Here is a 19,275-nt window from a genome sequence, read left to right as displayed (position 1 = left end):
TGGGGCCGCCGAGCAAGAGAGAACTTCGAGATGAAGCGACCGTCCCGCGTGCGCCTCGCCCGCATCGGGATCGCCACCGTGCTCGCGGTCGTGATCGGAGCAGTGGCACCGTCCCTGTCGGCGACTACCTCCGCGACTGCTGCCGTCAACGATCAGATGGTGTATCCGTCCTCGGGCAACATCCAATCGAAGGTCGGCGACGGCTGTCGAGGAAACTACCGTGCGCACGACGGCATCGACATCGGCGGCGGGGGCGGCACGCCGATCGTGGCCTCCTACGGCGGAGTGATCAAGTCCCGCACCGCCAACAGCGGCTACGGCAACTACACCGATGTCGAGCATCCCGGCGGTTACGTCACGCGATATGCACACATGGCCGCGCCCGGCAAGTACGCGCCGGGTACCAGAGTCGCCCGCGGGCAGCAGATCGGTGTCGTCGGCAACACCGGGAATTCTCCCGCGTACCACCTGCACTTCGAGGTGCGGCTGAACGGTGCGGTGTACACCGCGATCAACAACGGGTTCACCTGCCTGTCGAACGTCGCCCGCGGCGGCGTTCTCCCGCTGTATTTCCCCGGGCTCGGTTCCGGACAGGCGCCGGGCGTCGCTTCGGCCGACTACTCCGGCGACAAGAAGGCCGATCTGCTGACGATCGCCGGGAACGGTGATCTTCGGTTGCGCACCGGCACCGGTTCGGGCGGCTTCTCGGCGGCGAAGACGCTCTTCGGCGGCTGGGGTGGGACCCGCAGACACCTCACCCACTCGGATTTCAACAACGACGGCAAGGCCGACATCCTCGTGACCAGATCCGATGGTGATCTGGAGTTCTACGCCGGCAACGGCGCAGGGGGATTCGCGCCGGCCGTCAGCATCGGCAAGGTCTGGTACGACCTGCTCCACGTGACGTCGGGCGCCGACTACACCGGAGACGGCAAACAGGACGTGATCGGCGTCTCCGCGACCGGTCTTCTGACGATCTACCGGGGAAACGGTGCCGGTGCCTTCAGTGGACCGCACATCACCCTCGGCGGCGGATGGCAAGGGTTCCACTTCCTCGTCGGCGGCGACTTCGACAACGACGGCAGTGGCGACATCATGGCGATCGATACCGACGGCGCTCTCCGGTTCTATTCGGGAGTGCCCGGAGGCTTCCGCGCGATGCGCGTGGTCGGGTCCGGATGGGGTGAGTTCACCGCCCTCACCGGAGGGGTCGACTACAACGGCGACGGTCATGCCGATCTGCTGGCGCGAACCGCCTCCGGACAGCTCTATCTGTACCCCGGCCTCGGAAACGGCACGTTCGGCGGACGCACCCTGATCAGCGCCGACTGGGCGGACCACCTCGCCATCGAGTAGCGACGACCCTCCCGCAGCCCCGCCGGACGGCGCACGGCGTATCGTGGGCGCATGGCCGGCCCGACGTTCGAAGAGATCGCCGCAGCCCTGTACGCCGGTCCGCCGGAGTCGTTCGTATCGTCGCGAAAGACCCACGCGGAGAGTGTCGAGGACCGCGTGCTCGCGGCACGTATCCGCGCGTTGCGAAAGCCGTCGGTCGCCGCCTGGGTGGTGAACCTGTTCGCCCAGGAGCGCGCCGGGCAGCTGGGGGAGGCGCTGCAACTGGCCGCAGAGCTTCGCGAAGCGCAGGAGGACCTGGATGCGCCGGCGCTGGCGAAGCTCGGCAGGGAGCGCCGTGCGCTCACGAGACGCCTCGCGGAGATGGCGGCCGAGTTGGCGGGATCCCGTGGTGAGAAGATCACGTCTGCGACACGGGAGGCAGTGGAGGGCAGCATCTCGGCCGCCTTCTTCGACCCCGCAGCGGCGGGCGCCGTCGCCTCCGGGCGGCTGATACGGGCGATCGAGGCCTCGGCATCGTCCGACGACATCCGGGATGCCGTGGTGGGGGAGATCCCGGAGCTGGAGTCGGTGCCGCAGCGTCCGCCGGATGAGCTGCAGGCGCGACGCCTCCGCCGCGACGCGGAGCGTCTGCTTGCGAGCGCGGAGAAGGAGCACAAGGCTGCGGAGCGCGCGCTCGCCAAGCAAGACGCGGCTCTGGAGGATCTGCAGAGCAGAGCGACGGAGCTCGCCAAGGGCGTGGCGGAGCTCGAGGGTCAGCTCGCGCGCACCCGCGCGGAGGCGGAGCGCGTGGATAAGGACCTGCAGCAGGCGAAGGACCGACAGTCCGATGCGAGGCAGCAGTCGGAGGCTGCGTCGGGCGCCGTCATGCGCGCCCAGAAAGCGCTGGAGGAGCTGTAGGGCGATCGGGCGGCCCGATCAGCCGCGGCTGTGGCCGAGGCGCCCGGGCAGGAAGGGCAGCATCGGCGCCCGGTACTCCCACGCGGCGCCATCCTCCGGATCGAGGGTGGCCTCCGCTCGGCCGAAGCGCCACACGCGGTTGAAGAGGTAGACGCCGATGGCGACCGGCTGGTCGGACGGAACCTGCCACGTACCTCGACCCCACTGCGTGGGCTGCCCACGCTCGCCGATGACGAGAGTCGGCTTGATCCCCGCATAGAGCGTGAACCGCGGGCGTCGCATCGTGAGCTCGATCCGGCGGCTGTTCATCCCGGTCTGTCGCTCGGGCGCAGGTCGGGCGGAGTCATCCATGATGACCGAAGCCTAGCTGGGAAAAGCAAAACCCCCGCCATGTAGAAGCTAGGCGAGGGTTTCTAAGGTGATTGTAATGATCACCCTGTGGCTCCGACGGGCGTCGATCCCGTGACCTCACGATTTTCAGTCGTGCGCTCTACCAACTGAGCTACAGAGCCGTGGTGCGACCGGCGAACCTGTCGCGTCCTAGACGAAGAGCCCTCTCCGAAGAAAGAGCTCAACGCACGGAGCGACCCTGACGGGACTTGAACCCGCGACCTCCGCCGTGACAGGGCGGCACGCTAACCAACTGCGCTACAGGGCCATACTTGTTTTCAATTGTATCGGAAGGTGTGACCCCAACGGGATTCGAACCCGTGCTACCGCCGTGAAAGGGCGGCGTCCTAGGCCGCTAAACGATGGGGCCGAGTCAGTCCCGGGGGACTTCCTTGCCGACGCTCAAGCATAAGGGATGTTCTGGGCAAATCGCGAATCGAGGGCGCGGCGCCTTCCCCCGGGCGTGTTTCAGGAGGACGATGGACCCGTTAGGCGTGCGCTGGCGACCGCATGCTCGGCCTGGTGCAGATGTGACGGTTGTTGTTAGTGTGGCATTTGTGAAACCGGCGGAAGGGGCCGTGTGAACGACGACCAGAACACTCTGGACGCTGCGGTTGCCGCGGCTTCAGATGATTGCGGCTGCGCGCCCAGCCCGACCGAACGCCGTGCGTTCAGCAAAGACGGCCTCAGCCGCCGTGGTGCACTCGGTCTCGGCGTGCTCAGCGTCGTGGCGCTCAGCGCCTTCGGCATCTCGAACGGGGTCTCCGCCGCCTATGCCGCCTCGTACCCGAGCTGGGACGACGTGCAGCGCGCGAAGAACAGCGAAGCCGCCAAGGCCGCCGAGGTCACCCGCATCGAGGGACTCATCCAGTCGCTGACCCAGAAGGTCGCCGAGACGCAGGCAGTCGCGAAGGCCACCGCAGACGAGTTCTACGATGCGCAGCAGAAGTACTTCGCTGCAGCCACCGAAGCCGATTCCCTGCAGGCAAAGGCCGACGAGCAGTCGGCGAAGGCCGCCGAGTCCGCGAAGAAGGCCGGGCAGGTTGCCGCGCAGCTGTACCGCAACGGCGGTGACGACACCTCGCTCGAACTCCTCTTCACCGGTTCTGCCGACAACGCAGACGAGTTGCTCGCGCGGCTCGGCACGATGGACAAGCTCTTCGAGTACAACCAGTCGGTGTACGACGATGCGGTCGCCGCCCGGAACTCCGCGCAGTCGATGAGCGACCAGGCCGTGGTCGCTCGCGACGAGCGCGATCGGCTGCAGAAGATCGCCGAAGAGAAGATGGTCGTGGCGCAGCAGGCTGCCGACGCCGCTCAGGCCGCGCTCGACGAGCAGTCCGCCAACCTCGCCACCATGCAGGCGCAGCTCGCAGCCCTCAAGGACGCGACGGCGAAGACCGTCGAAGGCTACAAGGCCGGCGTCGCCCTCGAGGAGAAGAAGCGCAAGGAACGCGAGGCCCGCGAGGCCGCAGCGGCTGCCGCCGGTAACGGCGGCGGAGGCGGTGGCGGTGGAGGCGGTGGAGGATCCCAGGGCAGCGGCGGCTGGTGCCGTCCGCACGGTGGGGGCAAGAGCTCGGGCTACGGTCCGCGATCGCAGCAGTGCGGTCCGCAGGGCTGCTCGTCGAGCTTCCACTACGGCACCGACTTCGCGAACGGCTGCGGCGCCGCGATCTACGCCGCGCAGTCCGGCACCGTCGACTACGCGGGCTACAACGGCGGTTACGGCAACTACATCCGCATCCAGCACGGCGGCGGGATCGGCACCGGCTACGCACACATCCGCAACGGCGGCATCATCGTCAGGTCCGGCCAGTGGGTGCGCTCCGGGCAGGTCATCGCCTACGCCGGCAACACGGGTCGCTCGTTCGGATGCCACCTGCACTTCGAGGTCTATGACCGCGGCAACGCCATCAACCCGGTGCAGTTCCTGGCCCGGCACGGCGTCTCCGCCTGATCGCAGGCTCACAGCAACCGAAAAGACCCCCGGCCGCTTCTGCGGGACCGGGGGTCTTTTCGTGTCTGGTGACTCAGGGGGTCAGTGATCCTGCTCGCCGAAACGGACGATCGCCTCGTCGAGGATGCGCTGCGCCTCGGCGGCGTTCCCCCACTCGTCGACCTTGACCCACTTGTTGGGCTCGAGGTCCTTGTAGTGCTCGAAGAAGTGCGAGATCTCCTTCTTCGTGTAGTCGGCGATGTCGTCGATGTCCTGGATGTGTGCCCAGCGCGGGTCCTTCGACAGGACGGCGACGAGCTTGTCGTCTCCGCCGGCCTCATCGCTCATCTTCAGCACGGCGACGGGACGGACCTCGACGACGACGCCCGGGTAGACGGCGTGGTCGAGGAGCACGAGCACGTCGAGCGGGTCGCCGTCCTCGCCGAGCGTGTTGTCGAAGTAGCCGTAGTCGGCGGGGTAGCCGAAGGTCGTGTAGAGCACGCGGTCGAGGTGCACTCGTCCGGTCTCGTGGTCGACCTCGTACTTCACGCGGCTGCCGCGCGGGATCTCGATGACGGCGTCGTGTGCGCCCATGCGTGTGCTCCTCAGGAAAAGTTCGGTTGGATGCCGCGGACTAGCCTACCTGCGGCTCGCTCCGGCGCTTTCGGAGGAGACGATTCAGCAGACGGCTCATCGGGTCGCTCAGGAGCAGCAGGAACAGACCCGTGTATCCGTTCGGCGAAGCCGCGACGGCGATCGCGAGTGCAGCGGCGAACAGGATGATCGCGGCGACGTCGCCGATCGCCCCCAGGCGGATGGTCTCGGTCGACACGGCGCCGAGGTCGCGATGGCGCGCCAGGTAGAGCCATCCGGCGAGGGTGGTCACCTGCGTCATGATCAGCGTGCCGATGTACACCACGGCCTGCAGCGGGTCGGTGTCCATCTGCCCGATCATCGCGGTCGGAACCGGGAGCCACACGATCGTCGCCATCCACGCGACGTTGATCCACAGCAGGGGCCCGGTCACGAACTCCACGTCCCGGTACTGGCGATGGTGTCCCATCCAGAACGTCGCGATCAGGAGGAAGCTCAGCCCGAAGCTCAGCAGCTGACCCGAGTGCTCGTCGAAGAACTCGGCCGTGCTCGTATGGTCGGATGCGGCCTCGGACACCGACTCCATGAGGGGAAGGATGAGCAGCGTCATGGCGATCGCGACCACGGCATCGACGAAGGCCTTGAAGCGTTCGGTCCGGAAAGGCTGAGTGCGCGGGTGATCGTTCACGGCGTCAGGATAGACCCGTGCTCGTGCCGCCCGCATGGGGTGCGACCGTGCCCTACCGTGGAACCGTGCCATCACTCTCTCCCGCCATCGCCGAGATCCGCCTGGCCGTGCGCACCGCGCTCGTCGACCTTCCCGAAGGTTCGACTGTGATCGTCGCGCTCTCCGGGGGCGCCGATTCTCTCGCGCTCGCCGCGGCGACGGTGTTCGAAGCGTCGAAGCTCGGTCTCCGTGCGGCATCACTGACCGTCGACCACGGCCTGCAGGACGACTCCGCCGAGGTCGCGTCGACGGCGGCACAGGCGGCAGCGGCGCTCGGACTCGACCCGCTGATCGTGCGCGTGCAGGTGGATGGCGAAGGCGGACCTGAGGCCGCAGCGCGCGACGCGCGGTACCGTGTGCTCCGTGACGCGGCGGCGGATGTCCGCGCCGCTGCCGTTCTGCTCGGCCACACCCTCGACGACCAGGCCGAGACCGTGCTCCTCGGACTCGCCCGCGGCTCGGGCGCCACCAGCCTGCAGGGCATGGCACCCTCGCGGGAAGACGACGACGGGCTCCGTTGGCTGCGTCCGCTGCTCGGGGTGCGGCGGGAGACGACACGGGGGTTCTGCGCCGCATCCGATCTCGAGGTCTGGGACGACCCTCACAATGTCGATGACCGCTACGCGCGGGTGCGGGCGCGGGAGCGCGTGTTGCCGGTGCTCGAGGCCGAGCTCGGCCCGGGCATCGCCGAGGCGCTCGTCCGCACCGCGGAGCAGCTGCGGGAGGACGCCGAGGCCTTCGACGAGATGATCCACGAGACGATCGAGGACATCGTCGAGCATGCGGAGGCGGGGATCTCGGTGAGTGTCGCAGCTCTCGCCGCCAACCCCGCAGCACTGCGCAACCGCATCATCCGCCTCGTCGTCGACAGCGAGTTCGGGGTGAGTCTCACGAGGACGCAGACCATCGAGGTCGCGCGGCTCGTCACCCATTGGCGCGGTCAGGGGCCGATCGATCTGCCCGGGTGCGCGGCTGTGCGCCAGGGCGGCCGCATCGTCTTCACCGCATCCGGTCGCTGAGAACCCTCCGCCGAAGCGCATTCGCCTCGCGACCGGAAGTGCGGGGTGTGACTACTTCTTGCCGCCGAAGAGTCCGCCGAGGATGCCGCCGAGGTCGATGCCTCCGCCGGAGCCGCCGCTCTTGCCACCGCCGAGCAGTCCGCCGATCACGTCGCCGATTCCGCCTCCGCCGGCCGAGCCGCCGCTGTTGCCACCGCCGAGGATCCCACCGATGACGTCGCCGATGCCGCCCGAGCTCTCGGCTCCGGCATCCGCCTTCGCGGTCTTGTCCTTCGTCGCGTTCGCGATGAGGCCCATCACGATGGGGGCGAGGATCGGGAGGAGCTTGCCGAAGTCGATGCCGGGAGTCGCCTTCGACTCGGTGAGCTCCTTCGTGACCTCCGTCTTCTTGGAGCCGAGGATGTGCGCGACGATCTTGTCGCCGTCGGCCTGATCGATGTCGTCGACCTTCGAAGCGCCGGCCGTGCCCTCGTGCTTCTTCAGCGCGTTCTGGATGGCCGCGGAGCCCTCGTCGGTCTCTGCGTTCTTCGCGAGCCCGCCCAGCAGCACGGCGCCGCCCTGCTCGACAGCGACCTTCGCCTCGTCTCGCGAGACACCCAGTTTCTCGGCGATGTCGTCGATCGGAACCTGCTTGAGGATGTCGTCAAGAGCCATGGTGAATCCTTCCGTCCGGGGCGTCCGCCCGCATCACCGCTCACAGTAGTGCGGATCGCTGGGCATGGGGAGATCTGCCCATCGGCGGCGTCGGACGCGTGACGTAGGGTAGACGGGTCCGGGGGGAAAGGGGCATCGGTGACCGATCTCGATGTTCAGAAAGAAGCGCTCGATGCAGCGCAGGCACGGCTCACTGCGGGGGCCGCGCCGATCATCACGTCGTGCCTGTCGTTCGGAGGCACCGGGTCGTCTTCGGTCGAAGGTGCGCTGGGCGAGGCCGAGTCGCTGGTGACGCAGATCCTGTCGGCCCTCGCGCAGACGGCGACCAACTCTGCGACCGATGCGGCATCCGTGGCATCGACCTTCACCGCCAACGACGAGGCGCTCGCGCAGCAGGCGGCGCAATGAATCTGCCGGGGCTGATCGACGATCCGGCTCGCGGTGATGCGGGCGCCGTGAGTGGGTATGCGACCACGTTCTCCACGCGGGCGGCGTCGTCGCGAGAGCGCAAGGGCGATGCGGATGCGGCGCTGGCGAGCATCACGTCGATGACGGCATCTGCCGCGGATGCCCTCGGTGCACGGATCGTGCTCCTGTCGCAGCGCATGGGCGAGGCGGCTGAGGGGCTCGACGGCATCTCGACGGCGGTGTCGGCGTATGCGACCGACCTTGAGGGGCTGAAGAGCGATGCTGCGCGTCGGCTGCGTGCCGCGCAGAATGCGTACGACCACATCTTCGTGCGTCGGGCCGAGGCGTTGAGCGCGGCGAGCGAGTTCGTCACGGGCTGGGCGCTGCCGTGGGACGCGGTGCTGCCGTCGTGGATGTACGTCGACGACCCGAGCTACCTGCGTCGCTGGCAGGATGCGATCGACGACTATTACACGGCGCGGGCGTCGTACAACGCGCTCGGCGACGAGCGGGCGGAGATCGACCGGCGTGCGGTGAACGCCATCGCCGCCGTGCCGCTCATCTCCGCCGTCACCCAGGGCGGGAAGGTCGGCGGTGCAGGGTTCGCTGCGGCGAGCCTCGCGTGGGCGGGGAACGTCAATGCGATCACGGCCGAGTCCCTGGCCGGTCTCGGGGATCCGGACATCATCCGTGAGACGTGGAACACGATGGATCAGGCGACGCGGGATGCGCTGCTTGCCGCATCCCCGATGATCCTCGGGAACCTCAACGGCATCCCGATCCGTGACCGGGTCACCGCGAACCACACCAACATCCGCGACGAGATCGCACGCAGGGAAGCCGAGATCGCCCGGCTCCAGGAGAAGCTCGACGGGATGACGGCGCGGAACCACTGGAGCGCCCAGCGACGGAAGAGCCTGAGCGACGAGATCGCCGAGCTGCGGGAGCCGATCGGTGCGTGGAAGGATCTGCTCGATGAGCAGCCAGTCTGGTACGACGAGTCCGGCCGCGAACACAAGCACAGTGGAGCTCAGGTCGTCGTCTTCAATGCTGATGCGAATGCCATTGCGACCTATCACGGAGCAATCGACCCCGTCACCGGCGACATCCCGGTCTGGGTGCAGAACGTGGCGGTCTCCGTGCCGGGAACGACGACCACAATCAGTGAATTCGGTCACGGAACCGGAGCAAGTCTCTATTCCGCGGCTATCGATGCGAACGGCCCGGGGAGCGCAGTGTTCCAATGGGCTGGCGGTAGCTTTCCGCAGCTGGAAGTCCCCGGCCCCACGGATGCTTCGTACTCCCATGATCTCGCTCCGAAGCTGGTCGATTTCGTCGCGGGCATCGAACGCCCGGCCGATTCCACTCTCACCGTTATGGGACACAGTTACGGCGGCGCGACCGTGGGGTTGGCGGAGCAGGCCGGTTTGAAGGCCGACCGTATTCTCTACGTCTCTGCGGCCGGCATGGGGGCTGGGGTGGCCGGCGTCGAAGATTTCCCGTACACATCCGGCGTTCCGCACTACTCGATGATGGCTAGGAACGACGCCGTGGTGGGGATGATTCAGGGTGATCACGACGATTGGTATGCGATCCACGGCCAGTCCCCGTTGTTGGCCGACGACGTTACGCGTCTGGAGACTGGATGGATCGACCATGCAGATCCCGATAGCGCCGACCTCGAGGACTACGGCTTCCCGAATGGGATTGAGAGTCACAGCTCCGTGCTCAATCCGCGGTCGACCGCGTTTCACAACATCGTCGAGGTCATCACCGGCGGCGAGGCGATCAGTTGGGCTCCGAATGAGTACGTCACGGGTGGATACTCCAGCATTGCGATCGATGGGATCGATGCTTCGGACTATGAGCCGCACTATGTGAGGATCGACTGATGCGGAGATGGTGGGGAATCGTTGCACTGCTCGCGTCGGTGGGCTTGATCGGAGGGTGTGCCGTGTCGGCTGACAGTCGGTTGGATGAGTTTCGAGCTGAAGGCGAGGCGATCTCGCAGCAGGTCGTGGAGTCCATTCCCGCAGCAGTGATTGCGGATGAAGCCCCGGATAGTGCCTCCGCCGGGCGGCTGGCGCAGAGCATGGGAGACACCCCTCAAACGCCCGCCTGGTGGGAAGTGAAGACCTCGGTGGTCATGCTCGACGAGCCTGCGGCGTCCGAGACCGCGGCCACAGCAATCGAAACCGCGCTCGTTGACGACGGATGGAAGAAGGCTGAAGAGTCGGGCTCCCCGGATCCGGTCTACAAGACGGATGAGTACCGACGGGACGGATGGTATGTGCGTGTCGCATGGGTACGCTCTACTCCGAAAACGATCGAGAGCTTGAGGGTCCTCGTGGTGAGCCCTGACACGATCCGTGGCGATCACGACGAGATCCATTCCTGAGCCGAATGGTGCGAAGACTGACGGGAATGATGATCGCGCTCGTCTGCGTGCTGATTCTGGGAGGATGCGCGGTGCCACCGACACCGGAGAGTCGACTCGACGAGTACAAGGCGGAGAGTGAGACGCTCGCGATGAGTGTCGTCGAGCTCATCCCCGTTCACCTGGAGCCGGCGCTCGATACTGAGCTGGAGTCGCGGGGGCAGGCGCCGCAGAACGGTGTCACCGCCGAGAAACGTCCGGGCGATCCCGCCTGGTGGCAGGCTCGGGCCTACGTCAGCCTTGTGGAGTGGGAGGGTGCAGCGGCTGAGGCGATTGCCGCCGTCACGGAGGCCATGAAGTCGGATGGTTGGACGGTGGAGCGCGTCCGCGAGACAGGCGAAGGCCGCACGATCACGGACGGCTTCCGACAGGACGATTGGTACGTGGAGATCGCGTGGGTGAAGTCTGAACCAGGCAAGGTCGAACGGTTCGACATCTCGGTTGTCAGCCCCACGACGGTGCGCGGAGACCATGATGACATCTCCTCTTGACCGAGGCCGAACAGGGAGCCAGCGCGTCCTCATGGTGAGCCCGGAGATGGTGCGCGTCGACAGCGACGAGCTGTCGTCCTGACGCATGAGGCGTCTCTGGGGTGCGTTGGCGGTGCTTGCTGCGGCATGCATCGTGGGAGGGTGTGCGCTGACGGCCGAGAGTCGCCTCGATGAGTATCAGGTGAAGGCGGAGGCGCTGGCGGAGGAGATCGTAGGGATGATCCCGGCGGACCTCGCGCCGTCGACGCCGCCTGATGTGGAGTCCCGAGGGCGGATGCTCCAGAACCCGGTATCTGCCGAACCGTCTGCCGAGGACTCTGTCTGGTGGCAGGTCGACACCTATGTTGAGCCGGTTCAGCGCGACGGGGCTTCTGAAGAGGCCGCGAAGGCGATCGCCACCCAGCTGCTCGCAGACGGGTGGGAGCACACGGACGCTCGTGAGACGTCGGAGGGGCGACGCACCGCCGACGCCTACGGCAAGGACGACTGGTATGTCGAGGTAACGTGGGTGCGCTCCGAGGAGGGCAAGTACGAGACCATCGAGATCGGCGTGCTCAGCCCGAAGACCACCCGCGGCGACCATGACGAGATCCATTCCTGATCCCCGCGCGGAACTCCTGAACCGGAGCACCCGGTTCCGTCACCTAAAATCGATCCATGCGCGCCGCGGAGATCCAGGACGACCTTGCTCAGATCCTCGTCACAGAGGAGGAGATCCTCGCCAAGCTCGATGAGCTGGCGACGCAGGTCGCCCAGGACTACGAGGGCAAGGACCTCGTGCTCGTCGGCGTCCTCAAGGGGGCCGTCATGGTCATGGCCGACTTCGCCCGCGCCCTGCCGTTCCACGCCCCGATGGACTGGATGGCGGTGTCGAGCTACGGCGCCAGCACCAAGTCGAGCGGTGTCGTGCAGATCCGCAAAGACCTCGACACCGACCTCAACGGCAAGCACGTCCTGATCGTCGAAGACATCATCGACTCGGGTCTGACCCTCAGCTGGCTGCTCGAGAACTTCGGATCCCGCGGCGCCGAGTCGATCGAGGTGCTCGCCCTGCTGCGCAAGCCCGAGGCCGCGAAGGTCCACATCGACTGCAAGTACGTCGGCTTCGACATCCCCACCGACTTCGTCGTCGGATACGGCCTCGACTACGACGAGCGCTACCGCAACCTGCGCGACGTCGCGGTGCTCGCCCCGCACGTCTACTCCTGACGGGCGGCACGCTACGCCGTGGGTGAACGCACAGCGACCCCCTAGGGCGCGCGCGATACGCTGATCCGATCATGGATGTGAAGAAGCTCACCCGGAATCCGCTGATCTACGTCGCGCTGATCGGCCTGCTGCTGTTCGGCGGCTTCCTGCTGATCTCGAATCTGGGTGCGCCCAAGCAGATCACGACGCAGGAGGGGCTCAAGCTCCTCTCCGGCACCACGGTCACCGAGGTCGTCAACACCGACGGCGACCAGCGCGTCGACATGACCCTCTCCAAGGCGTTCGAGGGCTCCGAGAACGTGCAGTTCTACTACGTCGACGCCCGCGCCGACGAGGTCGTCACCGCGATCAACGAGGCTGCTCCCAAGGACGGCTTCAACGACGCCGTGCCGCGTGCGACCTGGTTCGACGGCTTCCTCTCGCTCCTCCTCCCGCTCGTGCTGCTGGGCCTCCTGTTCTGGTGGCTGCTGTCGTCGATGCAGGGCGGCGGCGGCAAGGTCATGCAGTTCGGCAAGTCCAAGGCCAAGCTCGTCAACAAGGAGACGCCGACCGTCACCTTCGCCGACGTCGCCGGTGCCGACGAGGCCATCGAAGAGCTCCACGAGATCAAGGAGTTCCTGCAGGATCCCGCGAAGTTCCAGGCCATCGGCGCCCGCATCCCGAAGGGCGTGCTCCTGTACGGCCCTCCCGGAACCGGCAAGACGCTCCTCGCCCGCGCCGTCGCCGGCGAGGCAGGCGCCCCGTTCTACTCGATCTCCGGATCGGACTTCGTCGAGATGTTCGTCGGTGTCGGTGCCTCCCGTGTGCGCGACCTCTTCGGCCAGGCCAAGGAGAACGCCCCCGCCATCATCTTCATCGACGAGATCGACGCCGTCGGCCGCCACCGCGGTGCCGGCATGGGCGGCGGAAACGACGAGCGCGAGCAGACCCTCAACCAGATGCTGGTCGAGATGGACGGCTTCGACCCGAACGCGAACGTCATCGTGATCGCCGCGACCAACCGCCCCGACATCCTCGACCCGGCACTGCTGCGCCCCGGCCGCTTCGACCGCCAGATCGGCGTCGACGCCCCCGACCTCAAGGGCCGCCAGCGGATCCTCGAGGTGCACAGCAAGGGCAAGCCGCTCTCGAAGAACGTCGACCTCGAGGTCGTCGCCCGCAAGACTCCCGGGTTCACCGGTGCCGACCTGGCCAACGTCCTCAACGAGGCCGCGCTGCTCACCGCCCGCTCGAACGCGCAGTTGGTCGACAACCGCGCCCTCGACGAGGCCATCGACCGCGTGATCGCCGGACCGCAGCGCCGCACCCGTGTGATGCGCGACAAGGAGAAGCTGATCACCGCGTACCACGAGGGTGGACACGCCCTCGCGGCGGCGGCGATGAACTACACCGACCCGGTCACCAAGATCACGATCCTGCCCCGCGGCAAGGCCCTCGGATACACGATGGTGCTGCCGCTGGACGACAAGTACTCGGTCACCCGCAACGAGCTCCAGGACCAACTGACCTACGCCATGGGCGGTCGCGTCGCCGAGGAGATCATCTTCCACGACCCCACCACCGGTGCATCGAACGACATCGAGAAGGCGACGTCGATCGCCCGCAAGATGGTGCTCGAGTACGGCATGACCACACAGGTCGGACCGGTCAAGCTCGGCAGCGAGGGCGGCGAACCCTTCGCCGGTCGTGACATGGGCCGTGGCCGCGAATACTCCGAGCGCGTCGCCGAGCGGGTGGATGCCGAAGTGCGCGCGCTCATCGAGCAGGCGCACAACGAGGCGTACGAGGTCATCAGCGCGAACCGTGACATCCTCGACAAGCTCGCCCTGGCGCTCCTCGAGGAGGAGACCCTCGACCACAACCAGATCGCCGAGATCTTCACCGAAGTGAAGAAGCTTCCGGAGCGTCCGCTGTGGCTGTCGAGTGAAGACCGTCCGGTGTCGGAGCGACCCCCGATCGAGGTGCCCAAGAAGGACGTCTCGCTCGCGGCATCCGTCGAGGCACCCGCCGCCGCACCCCGCGCGCAGCAGGGCTCGGCGGGAGCCGGGAACCCGCGACCCGCGACGGCGTGACGTGACCGTCGACAGGCACCGTGTCGAGCGACTCACCCGCGAGCTGCTCGAGGCCATCGGCGAAGATCCTGATCGACCGGGGCTGAAGCAGACGCCGTCGCGCATGGCCGAGCTGTACTCCGAGTTCTTCGCGGGGGTCGGGGAGGATCCCGCCGAACCGCTCGCACGCACCATCAGCGTCTCGCGCGGACCCGCGCCCGGCACCCTGCCTTCCGGGGCCGTGCTGCTGCGCGACATCCGCTTCCGTTCGGTCTGCGAGCACCACCTGCTGCCGTTTGCTGGGCACGCTCACATCGCGTATCTCCCGGGCGAGCAGGTCGTCGGTCTCGGGGCGCTCGTTCGCGTGGTCGAGATCCTCGCCGCCCGTCCGCAGGTGCAGGAACGCCTCGGCGAGCAGATCGCCGACACGATCGCGGAGCATCTCGACACCCGGGGAGTGCTCGTCGTGCTCGACGCCTCGCACGGCTGCGTCACGATGCGCGGCGGACGCCAGAGTGAGGCGTCCACCCTCACGATCGCGGCGCGCGGAGAGTACACGGATGCCGTCGCCAGGGCCGAGCTCATCACGCTGATCGGCGCGTCGGCGGGATCCGGAGCAGTGCGCTGATGACGAGCATCTGGGGCATCGTCAATGTGACCCCCGACTCCTTCAGCGACGGCGGTCGTTACCTCGACGTCGATCGGGCGGTCGCCCACGGTCTGCGCCTGCGGGCCGAAGGCGCCGCGGTGCTCGACGTCGGCGGTGAGTCGACCCGGCCCGGCGCCGACCGCATCGGTGCCGATATCGAACAGCAGCGCGTGATCCCGGTGATCGAGCAGCTCGCCGCGGCGGGCGTGCCCGTCAGCATCGACACACTCAATGCGGCCACCGCCGCCGCGGCCGTGCGGGCCGGCGCGCGGATCGTGAACGACGTCTCCGGAGGGCTTGCGGATCCCGACATGCGGGCAGCCGTCGCGGAATCCGGGGCAGACTACGCGATCGGCCACTGGCGCGGATTCTCCTCCGACATGTATGCGAACGCCGAGTACCGTCGCGTCGCGCGCGAGGTGGCGGGAGAGCTGCAGGAGCGCATGGGCGAAGCCGCCGCATCCGGGATCGCACCGTCGCGACTGATCCTCGATCCGGGTATCGGGTTCGCGAAAGCCGGCGCGCAGAACTGGGACGTGCTGCGCGGACTCGACGAGATCGTCGCTCTGGGTCCTCGCGTGCTCATCGGCACCTCGCGCAAGCGCTTCCTGGCGGAGGCGCTGCGTCAGCAAGCCGGCGCGGACGACGAGGTCTCCGAGTCGCGCCGCGATCTCGCGACGGCCGTCACCAGCGCCCTGGCGGCCCGCGCCGGGGTGTGGGCGGTGCGCGTGCACGACGTGGCCGGCACCCGCGATGCGCTCGCGATCACGCACGCCTGGGCAGGCTGAACCCCCACCCAGCCGAGGGGGTGGGTCCCCCGTACGCTAGAGTCATGGATTTCCTCGATGAGATCGTCCTCACCGGTCTGACCGTCTTCGGCCGCCACGGCGTCTACACGCACGAGCGGGAAGAGGGCCAGGACTTCACGATCGACCTCCGCCTGCGCTTGTCGCTGGATCAGGCCGCGGCCTCTGACGACGTGACCGACACCGTGCACTACGGCGAGCTCGCCGAGAAGGTGGCGGCGATCGTCGCGGGCGAGCCGGTGAATCTGATCGAGACGCTCGCGGAACGCATCGCGTCGGCGGCGCTCGAGGACGAGCGGGTGCAGAACGTGACGGTGACCGTGCACAAGCCGCACGCCCCGATCCCGCTGAACTTCGCCGATGTGGCGGTCACTGTGAACCGCAGCCGCCCGCCGCAGGCGCTCGAGGACATCACGATATGAGCCGGGACCTCGCGAAAGCGCCCGAGCTGCCCGACCCCCGCCCGGCACGCCCGGAGACCGTGGCCGTCGTCGCCCTCGGCGCGAACCTCGGTGACCGGCACGAGACGATCCGCGCCGCGGCGCAACGGATCGCCCGCCTGCCGCTCGTGAGCGATGTGCGACTCTCCGACCTGTTCGAGACCGTCGCACTCCGCCTCGACGGACCGGATCCCGAGGCGCCGGGGTACGTGAACGCGGTCGCCCTGGTCACCACGCGTCTCGCCCCGGAGATCCTCCTCGGGATGCTGCACGCCATCGAGGACGAGAACGGTCGGGAGCGCCGCGAGCGGTGGGGCGACCGCACGCTCGACCTCGACCTCATCGCCTACGGGGACGTCGTCTCGGACGAACCGCGTCTGCAGCTGCCGCACCCGCGCGCCGCGGAACGCCTCTTCGTGCTCGACCCCTGGCTCGACGTCGACCCGGATGCGGAGCTTCTCGGACGAGGGCGCGTGGCCGACCTCGCGGCCGATCTGCGCGGCCGGGGCGAACGATGAGGCGCACCTCTGCGGGGCTCCTGCTTCTGCTCGCACTGCTCGCGGCCGGTGGCGGTTTCCTGCTCGATCATCTGCTCACGGCGTCCGGCCGGGTCACGTTCACGCCGTCGCTGCTGCTCCCGGTGCTGCTTCTGCTCATCGCCGCTGCCTCCCTGGGCGTCGCCTGGCCGGTGCGCCGCAGCGTGCGCTCGGGCGTGCGTATCGATCCGTTCCGCGCGCTGAGAGCGGCGACGCTCGCCCGTGCCTCGAGCCTGCTCGGTGCCATCATGGCGGGCTTCGGAGCGGGGCTGCTGGTGTTCCTCCTCTCGCGGCCGGTCGATCCACAGGTAGGGTCGACTGTGGCCATGCTGGCCCTCATCGGTAGCGCGATCGTCCTCACGATCGCCGCGCTCGTCGCCGAACAGTTCTGCACCCTGCCGAAGGATCCTGATGACTCAGAACCCAGAGACCGCGCCCCTGAACCCGGCGGAGGGCACTGACCTCGACGCCCTCGACCAGGGCACGTACTCCGAGCTGCGGACGGCTCGGAACGAGGCCCGGCTGGAGCTCGACGGTGCGTGGCACCAGATCTCGCCGCGCTACGTGGTGTCGCAGATCGTGCAGAACGTGATCTTCCTCGTGATCGTCGCCGCCGCGGCGCTCGTGCTCAGCCTCGTGCTGGACCAGCAGTGGGTGTGGATCCCCGCCGGAGTCGTCCTCCTCATCACGGTGATCGCGCTCATCATCCTCCCGCGGCAGGCGAAGGCGATCGGCTACATGCTGCGCGCTGACGACATCGTGTTCCGCAAGGGCATCCTCTGGCAGCGCATGATCGCCGTGCCTTACGGCCGTATGCAGCTGGTGGACATCACCCAGGGTCCGCTCGACCGCGGCTTCGGCATCGCGCAGCTCAAGATGGTGACGGCCGCCGCGACGACCGGCGTGCAGATCCCCGGCCTCACCCAGGAGGCGGCGGAGGCGCTGCGCGACACCCTCATCCACGTCGCCGAGACCCGCCGGACCGGCCTGTGAGCGAGCCGCAGCTCCCGCCCGCCCCGAGCACGCGGGCGACCGGCGTCGACTCGTCGACCACCCTCGCCAACGGCGAGTGGCACCGCATGCATCCGCTCACGCCGCTCTTCAAGGGCGGGCTGGTGCTGATCATCGTCGCCGGCATCGTGATCACGAACATGCGCGATCGTCTCATCACCTGGGCCGTCGCGCTCTTCGCGCCGGAAGAGGCGCACGTCGGTGACTACTCCGGCGGCGATCCCGTCGACTGGGTGCTCTCCAACAACCTGATCCTCGTCGCGCTGCTCAGTGTGCTGGGACTCGTCATCGTTCTCGTGCTGATCTTCTGGTTCGTCTGGCGCTTCCATCAGTTCCGGATCACCGGCGACCACGTCGAAGTGCGCAAGGGGTTCATCTTCCGCTCGCACCGCCGGGCTCCGCTCGATCGCGTGCAGGGCGTCAACCTGACCCGTCCGTTCCCGGCGCGCATCATCGGACTCGCGAAGCTGGAGGTCGTGGGCGCCGGAAACGATGCGAACGTCGAGCTCGAGTACCTTGCGACGTCGCGCGCCGAGTCGGTGCGCTCCGACATCCTGCGCCTGGCATCGGGCGCCAGAGCGGCCCGCAACGCCGCGCTGAACCCGGGTTCCGTCTCGGCCCCGGCTGCGACCGCGCCGGGATCCGCGCGTGCGCAGCTGGTCGGATCGGTGAACGCCGGAGTCAACGACCTCCTCGCGGGCGTCGACCTCGCCGACGTCGTCCCCGAGAGCGTCGTCAAGATCCCGACCGGGCGCCTCGTCGGATCGCAGTTGATCTCGGGTCTGCTGTGGGTCGTGTTCTTCGGCGCGATCTTCGCGATCGCGTTCGGCAGCGCGCTGATCGGCCTGTTGATCGATGGCGACACCGACGGTGGCGTCGTGTTGCTCGGCCTGGGCTTCGGCATGGGAGTACCGCTGGTGATCGCCGTGGTCGGTATCACCTGGGCGCAGATCTCGAAGTCGTTGCGCTACTCGATCGCCCCCACCCCCGACGGCGTGCGCATCACGTACGGGCTCCTCACGACCGTGACCGAGACGCTCCCGCCGGGGCGCATCTTCGCCGTCGAGGTGACGCAGTCGCTGCTGTGGCGCCCGTTCGGCTGGTGGACGATCAAGATCAACCGGATGAGCGGCAAGAGCGCCGCTCAGCAGTCCTCCGGCAGTGGACAGCAGTTCAACGTGGTGCTGCCGGTCGGCAAGCGCGCCGACGTCGAGCGCGTGCTCGCGCTGGTGCTGCCGAACGTTCCCGCCGAGAGCATCCACTCCCTCTGGGAGCAGGGTGTCGTCGGCCCGGTCGAAGGCGACACGTACCGCACGATGCCGCGGCGCGCGTGGTGGCGGCGTCCGTTCTCGTGGAAGCGCCACGGCTACCTCGTCGAGGAGTTCGGCCTGCTGCTGCGTCGGGGCATCGTCTGGCGCAAGCTCGCCGTGTTCCCGCTCGCGCGCCTGCAGGGCGTCTCGCTCAGTCAGGGGCCGATCGACCGGTCGCAGCGGGTCTCGGGCGCACAAGTGCATTCGGTTCCGGGACCCATCACCGGCTACCTCTCCGGCCTCGAGCGCGCCGATGCCCTGGCGCTGCTCGACGACGTCAGCCGGGCGGCCGCCGAGGCCGCATCGCGCGACACGACCCACCGCTGGAGCGAGCATGCGGCCGCCGCATCCGAG

The 19,275-nt window shown here is 67.9% G+C and carries 22 protein-coding genes and 3 tRNA genes; 18 read left to right on the top strand and 7 right to left on the bottom strand.

What is annotated here, in order from left to right; genetic code table 11:
- The first annotated feature begins 30 nt into the window (after positions 1–30).
- Together GZ67_RS0116630 and GZ67_RS0116625 are read left to right on the top strand one after the other, a co-directional pair.
- Entirely contained in the window at positions 31–1,356 is a 1,326-nt protein-coding gene (locus GZ67_RS0116630) for a VCBS repeat domain-containing M23 family metallopeptidase (protein ID WP_029262857.1), read from the top strand.
- A 51-nt stretch (positions 1,357–1,407) separates the two neighbouring features.
- Positions 1,408–2,253, top strand: coding sequence for a hypothetical protein (locus GZ67_RS0116625; RefSeq protein ID WP_029262856.1), 846 nt, complete (start codon positions 1,408–1,410; stop codon positions 2,251–2,253).
- Between the two features lie 18 nt (positions 2,254–2,271).
- Here the strand turns inward: GZ67_RS0116625 and GZ67_RS0116620 are convergent, their stop codons facing one another.
- The 4 genes from GZ67_RS0116620 to GZ67_RS0116605 all read right to left on the bottom strand — a co-directional run bounded on the left by GZ67_RS0116620 (position 2,272) and on the right by GZ67_RS0116605 (position 3,013).
- Positions 2,272–2,604, bottom strand: coding sequence for a hypothetical protein (locus GZ67_RS0116620; RefSeq protein WP_231481841.1), 333 nt, complete (start codon positions 2,602–2,604; stop codon positions 2,272–2,274).
- 88 nt (positions 2,605–2,692) lie between these two features.
- Positions 2,693–2,765, bottom strand: a tRNA-Phe gene (locus GZ67_RS0116615).
- Positions 2,766–2,837: 72 nt separating this feature from the next.
- A tRNA-Asp gene (locus GZ67_RS0116610) sits at positions 2,838–2,911 on the bottom strand.
- Positions 2,912–2,940: 29 nt separating this feature from the next.
- Positions 2,941–3,013 (bottom strand) — tRNA-Glu (locus GZ67_RS0116605).
- A 210-nt stretch (positions 3,014–3,223) separates the two neighbouring features.
- Between GZ67_RS0116605 and GZ67_RS0116600 the strand changes: the two genes are divergently transcribed.
- Positions 3,224–4,600, top strand: coding sequence for a M23 family metallopeptidase (locus GZ67_RS0116600; protein WP_051662600.1), 1,377 nt, complete (start codon positions 3,224–3,226; stop codon positions 4,598–4,600).
- Between the two features lie 81 nt (positions 4,601–4,681).
- Here the strand turns inward: GZ67_RS0116600 and GZ67_RS0116595 are convergent, their stop codons facing one another.
- A complete protein-coding gene (locus tag GZ67_RS0116595) occupies positions 4,682–5,173 on the bottom strand; it encodes an inorganic diphosphatase (protein ID WP_029262853.1) in 492 nt (163 codons plus the stop codon).
- Positions 5,174–5,213: 40 nt separating this feature from the next.
- Positions 5,214–5,861 carry a TMEM175 family protein gene (locus GZ67_RS0116590; protein WP_231481840.1) on the bottom strand — a complete coding sequence of 216 codons (648 nt, stop codon included), beginning with the start codon at positions 5,859–5,861 and terminating at the stop codon, positions 5,214–5,216.
- 65 nt (positions 5,862–5,926) lie between these two features.
- On the opposite strand from GZ67_RS0116590, the gene tilS reads away from it, so the two are divergent.
- Positions 5,927–6,919, top strand: a complete 993-nt coding sequence (tilS, locus tag GZ67_RS0116585; RefSeq protein ID WP_029262851.1) for a tRNA lysidine(34) synthetase TilS — start codon at positions 5,927–5,929, stop codon at positions 6,917–6,919.
- A gap of 51 nt (positions 6,920–6,970) precedes the next feature.
- Here tilS and GZ67_RS0116580 read toward each other — a convergent pair whose 3' ends face one another.
- The gene (locus tag GZ67_RS0116580) at positions 6,971–7,573 is read right to left on the bottom strand and encodes a DUF937 domain-containing protein (protein WP_029262850.1); all 603 of its coding nucleotides are present in this window, start codon (positions 7,571–7,573) and stop codon (positions 6,971–6,973) included.
- Positions 7,574–7,711: 138 nt separating this feature from the next.
- Between GZ67_RS0116580 and GZ67_RS0116575 the strand changes: the two genes are divergently transcribed.
- The 14 genes from GZ67_RS0116575 to GZ67_RS0116510 form a co-directional block, all read left to right on the top strand.
- Complete coding sequence (locus GZ67_RS0116575) at positions 7,712–7,981, top strand: hypothetical protein (RefSeq protein WP_029262849.1); 270 nt, start codon at positions 7,712–7,714, stop codon at positions 7,979–7,981.
- A complete protein-coding gene (locus GZ67_RS0116570; RefSeq protein ID WP_029262848.1) occupies positions 7,978–9,873 on the top strand; it encodes an alpha/beta hydrolase in 1,896 nt (631 codons plus the stop codon). Before GZ67_RS0116575 ends, GZ67_RS0116570 begins: the two co-directional genes overlap by 4 nt.
- 62 nt (positions 9,874–9,935) lie before the next feature.
- The gene (locus GZ67_RS0116565; RefSeq protein ID WP_136025628.1) at positions 9,936–10,379 is read left to right on the top strand and encodes a hypothetical protein; all 444 of its coding nucleotides are present in this window, start codon (positions 9,936–9,938) and stop codon (positions 10,377–10,379) included.
- A gap of 26 nt (positions 10,380–10,405) precedes the next feature.
- Complete coding sequence (locus tag GZ67_RS0116560; RefSeq protein ID WP_231481839.1) at positions 10,406–10,909, top strand: hypothetical protein; 504 nt, start codon at positions 10,406–10,408, stop codon at positions 10,907–10,909.
- 217 nt (positions 10,910–11,126) lie between these two features.
- On the top strand, positions 11,127–11,510 hold the full coding sequence (locus GZ67_RS0116555; protein ID WP_136044118.1) for a hypothetical protein: 384 nt from the start codon (positions 11,127–11,129) through the stop codon (positions 11,508–11,510).
- Positions 11,511–11,566: 56 nt separating this feature from the next.
- Positions 11,567–12,118 carry a hypoxanthine phosphoribosyltransferase gene (gene hpt, locus GZ67_RS0116550; RefSeq protein ID WP_029262844.1) on the top strand — a complete coding sequence of 184 codons (552 nt, stop codon included), beginning with the start codon at positions 11,567–11,569 and terminating at the stop codon, positions 12,116–12,118.
- A 71-nt stretch (positions 12,119–12,189) separates the two neighbouring features.
- Positions 12,190–14,190 (top strand): ATP-dependent zinc metalloprotease FtsH, encoded by a 2,001-nt coding sequence (gene ftsH, locus GZ67_RS0116545; protein WP_029262843.1) that lies wholly within the window; start codon positions 12,190–12,192, stop codon positions 14,188–14,190.
- Position 14,191: 1 nt separating this feature from the next.
- Positions 14,192–14,797 (top strand): GTP cyclohydrolase I, encoded by a 606-nt coding sequence (folE, locus tag GZ67_RS0116540; protein WP_029262842.1) that lies wholly within the window; start codon positions 14,192–14,194, stop codon positions 14,795–14,797.
- Positions 14,797–15,606: a dihydropteroate synthase gene (folP, locus tag GZ67_RS0116535; protein WP_029262841.1), complete on the top strand. Its 810-nt coding sequence runs from the start codon at positions 14,797–14,799 to the stop codon at positions 15,604–15,606. Before folE ends, folP begins: the two co-directional genes overlap by 1 nt.
- Before the next feature lie 44 nt (positions 15,607–15,650).
- Positions 15,651–16,046, top strand: coding sequence for a dihydroneopterin aldolase (gene folB, locus GZ67_RS0116530; protein ID WP_029262840.1), 396 nt, complete (start codon positions 15,651–15,653; stop codon positions 16,044–16,046).
- A complete protein-coding gene (gene folK, locus GZ67_RS0116525; protein WP_029262839.1) occupies positions 16,043–16,582 on the top strand; it encodes a 2-amino-4-hydroxy-6-hydroxymethyldihydropteridine diphosphokinase in 540 nt (179 codons plus the stop codon). Before folB ends, folK begins: the two co-directional genes overlap by 4 nt.
- Positions 16,579–17,061 carry a DUF3180 domain-containing protein gene (locus GZ67_RS0116520; RefSeq protein ID WP_029262838.1) on the top strand — a complete coding sequence of 161 codons (483 nt, stop codon included), beginning with the start codon at positions 16,579–16,581 and terminating at the stop codon, positions 17,059–17,061. Before folK ends, GZ67_RS0116520 begins: the two co-directional genes overlap by 4 nt.
- Positions 17,012–17,593 (top strand): PH domain-containing protein, encoded by a 582-nt coding sequence (locus GZ67_RS0116515; RefSeq protein ID WP_029262837.1) that lies wholly within the window; start codon positions 17,012–17,014, stop codon positions 17,591–17,593. The genes GZ67_RS0116520 and GZ67_RS0116515 overlap by 50 nt, the downstream gene beginning before the upstream one ends.
- Positions 17,590–19,275 (top strand): PH domain-containing protein (locus GZ67_RS0116510; protein ID WP_036330451.1); only part of this gene is annotated, 1,686 nt, incomplete at its 3' end. The genes GZ67_RS0116515 and GZ67_RS0116510, both read left to right, overlap by 4 nt.

It is taken from the genome of Microbacterium sp. Cr-K20 (assembly GCF_000708325.1).
Taxonomy (GTDB): Bacteria; Actinomycetota; Actinomycetes; order Actinomycetales; family Microbacteriaceae; genus Microbacterium.
Note: the sequence above shows the minus strand (reverse complement) of the source record. Positions and strands in the feature narration are given on the sequence as shown.

Bases quoted from the DNA above. Each gene is read 5' to 3' on its own strand.
- GZ67_RS0116630 (WP_029262857.1), top strand. From the start codon at position 31: ATGAAGCGACCGTCCCGCGTGCGCCTCGCCCGCATCGGGATCGCCACC.
- GZ67_RS0116625 (WP_029262856.1), top strand. From the start codon at position 1,408: ATGGCCGGCCCGACGTTCGAAGAGATCGCCGCAGCCCTGTACGCCGGT.
- GZ67_RS0116620 (WP_231481841.1), bottom strand. From the start codon at position 2,604: ATGGATGACTCCGCCCGACCTGCGCCCGAGCGACAGACCGGGATGAAC.
- GZ67_RS0116595 (WP_029262853.1), bottom strand. From the start codon at position 5,173: ATGGGCGCACACGACGCCGTCATCGAGATCCCGCGCGGCAGCCGCGTG.
- GZ67_RS0116580 (WP_029262850.1), bottom strand. From the start codon at position 7,573: ATGGCTCTTGACGACATCCTCAAGCAGGTTCCGATCGACGACATCGCC.
- GZ67_RS0116570 (WP_029262848.1), top strand. From the start codon at position 7,978: ATGAATCTGCCGGGGCTGATCGACGATCCGGCTCGCGGTGATGCGGGC.
- GZ67_RS0116560 (WP_231481839.1), top strand. From the start codon at position 10,406: ATGATGATCGCGCTCGTCTGCGTGCTGATTCTGGGAGGATGCGCGGTG.
- GZ67_RS0116555 (WP_136044118.1), top strand. From the start codon at position 11,127: ATGATCCCGGCGGACCTCGCGCCGTCGACGCCGCCTGATGTGGAGTCC.
- hpt (WP_029262844.1), top strand. From the start codon at position 11,567: ATGCGCGCCGCGGAGATCCAGGACGACCTTGCTCAGATCCTCGTCACA.
- ftsH (WP_029262843.1), top strand. From the start codon at position 12,190: ATGGATGTGAAGAAGCTCACCCGGAATCCGCTGATCTACGTCGCGCTG.
- folP (WP_029262841.1), top strand. From the start codon at position 14,797: ATGACGAGCATCTGGGGCATCGTCAATGTGACCCCCGACTCCTTCAGC.
- folB (WP_029262840.1), top strand. From the start codon at position 15,651: ATGGATTTCCTCGATGAGATCGTCCTCACCGGTCTGACCGTCTTCGGC.
- folK (WP_029262839.1), top strand. From the start codon at position 16,043: ATGAGCCGGGACCTCGCGAAAGCGCCCGAGCTGCCCGACCCCCGCCCG.
- GZ67_RS0116520 (WP_029262838.1), top strand. From the start codon at position 16,579: ATGAGGCGCACCTCTGCGGGGCTCCTGCTTCTGCTCGCACTGCTCGCG.
- GZ67_RS0116515 (WP_029262837.1), top strand. From the start codon at position 17,012: ATGACTCAGAACCCAGAGACCGCGCCCCTGAACCCGGCGGAGGGCACT.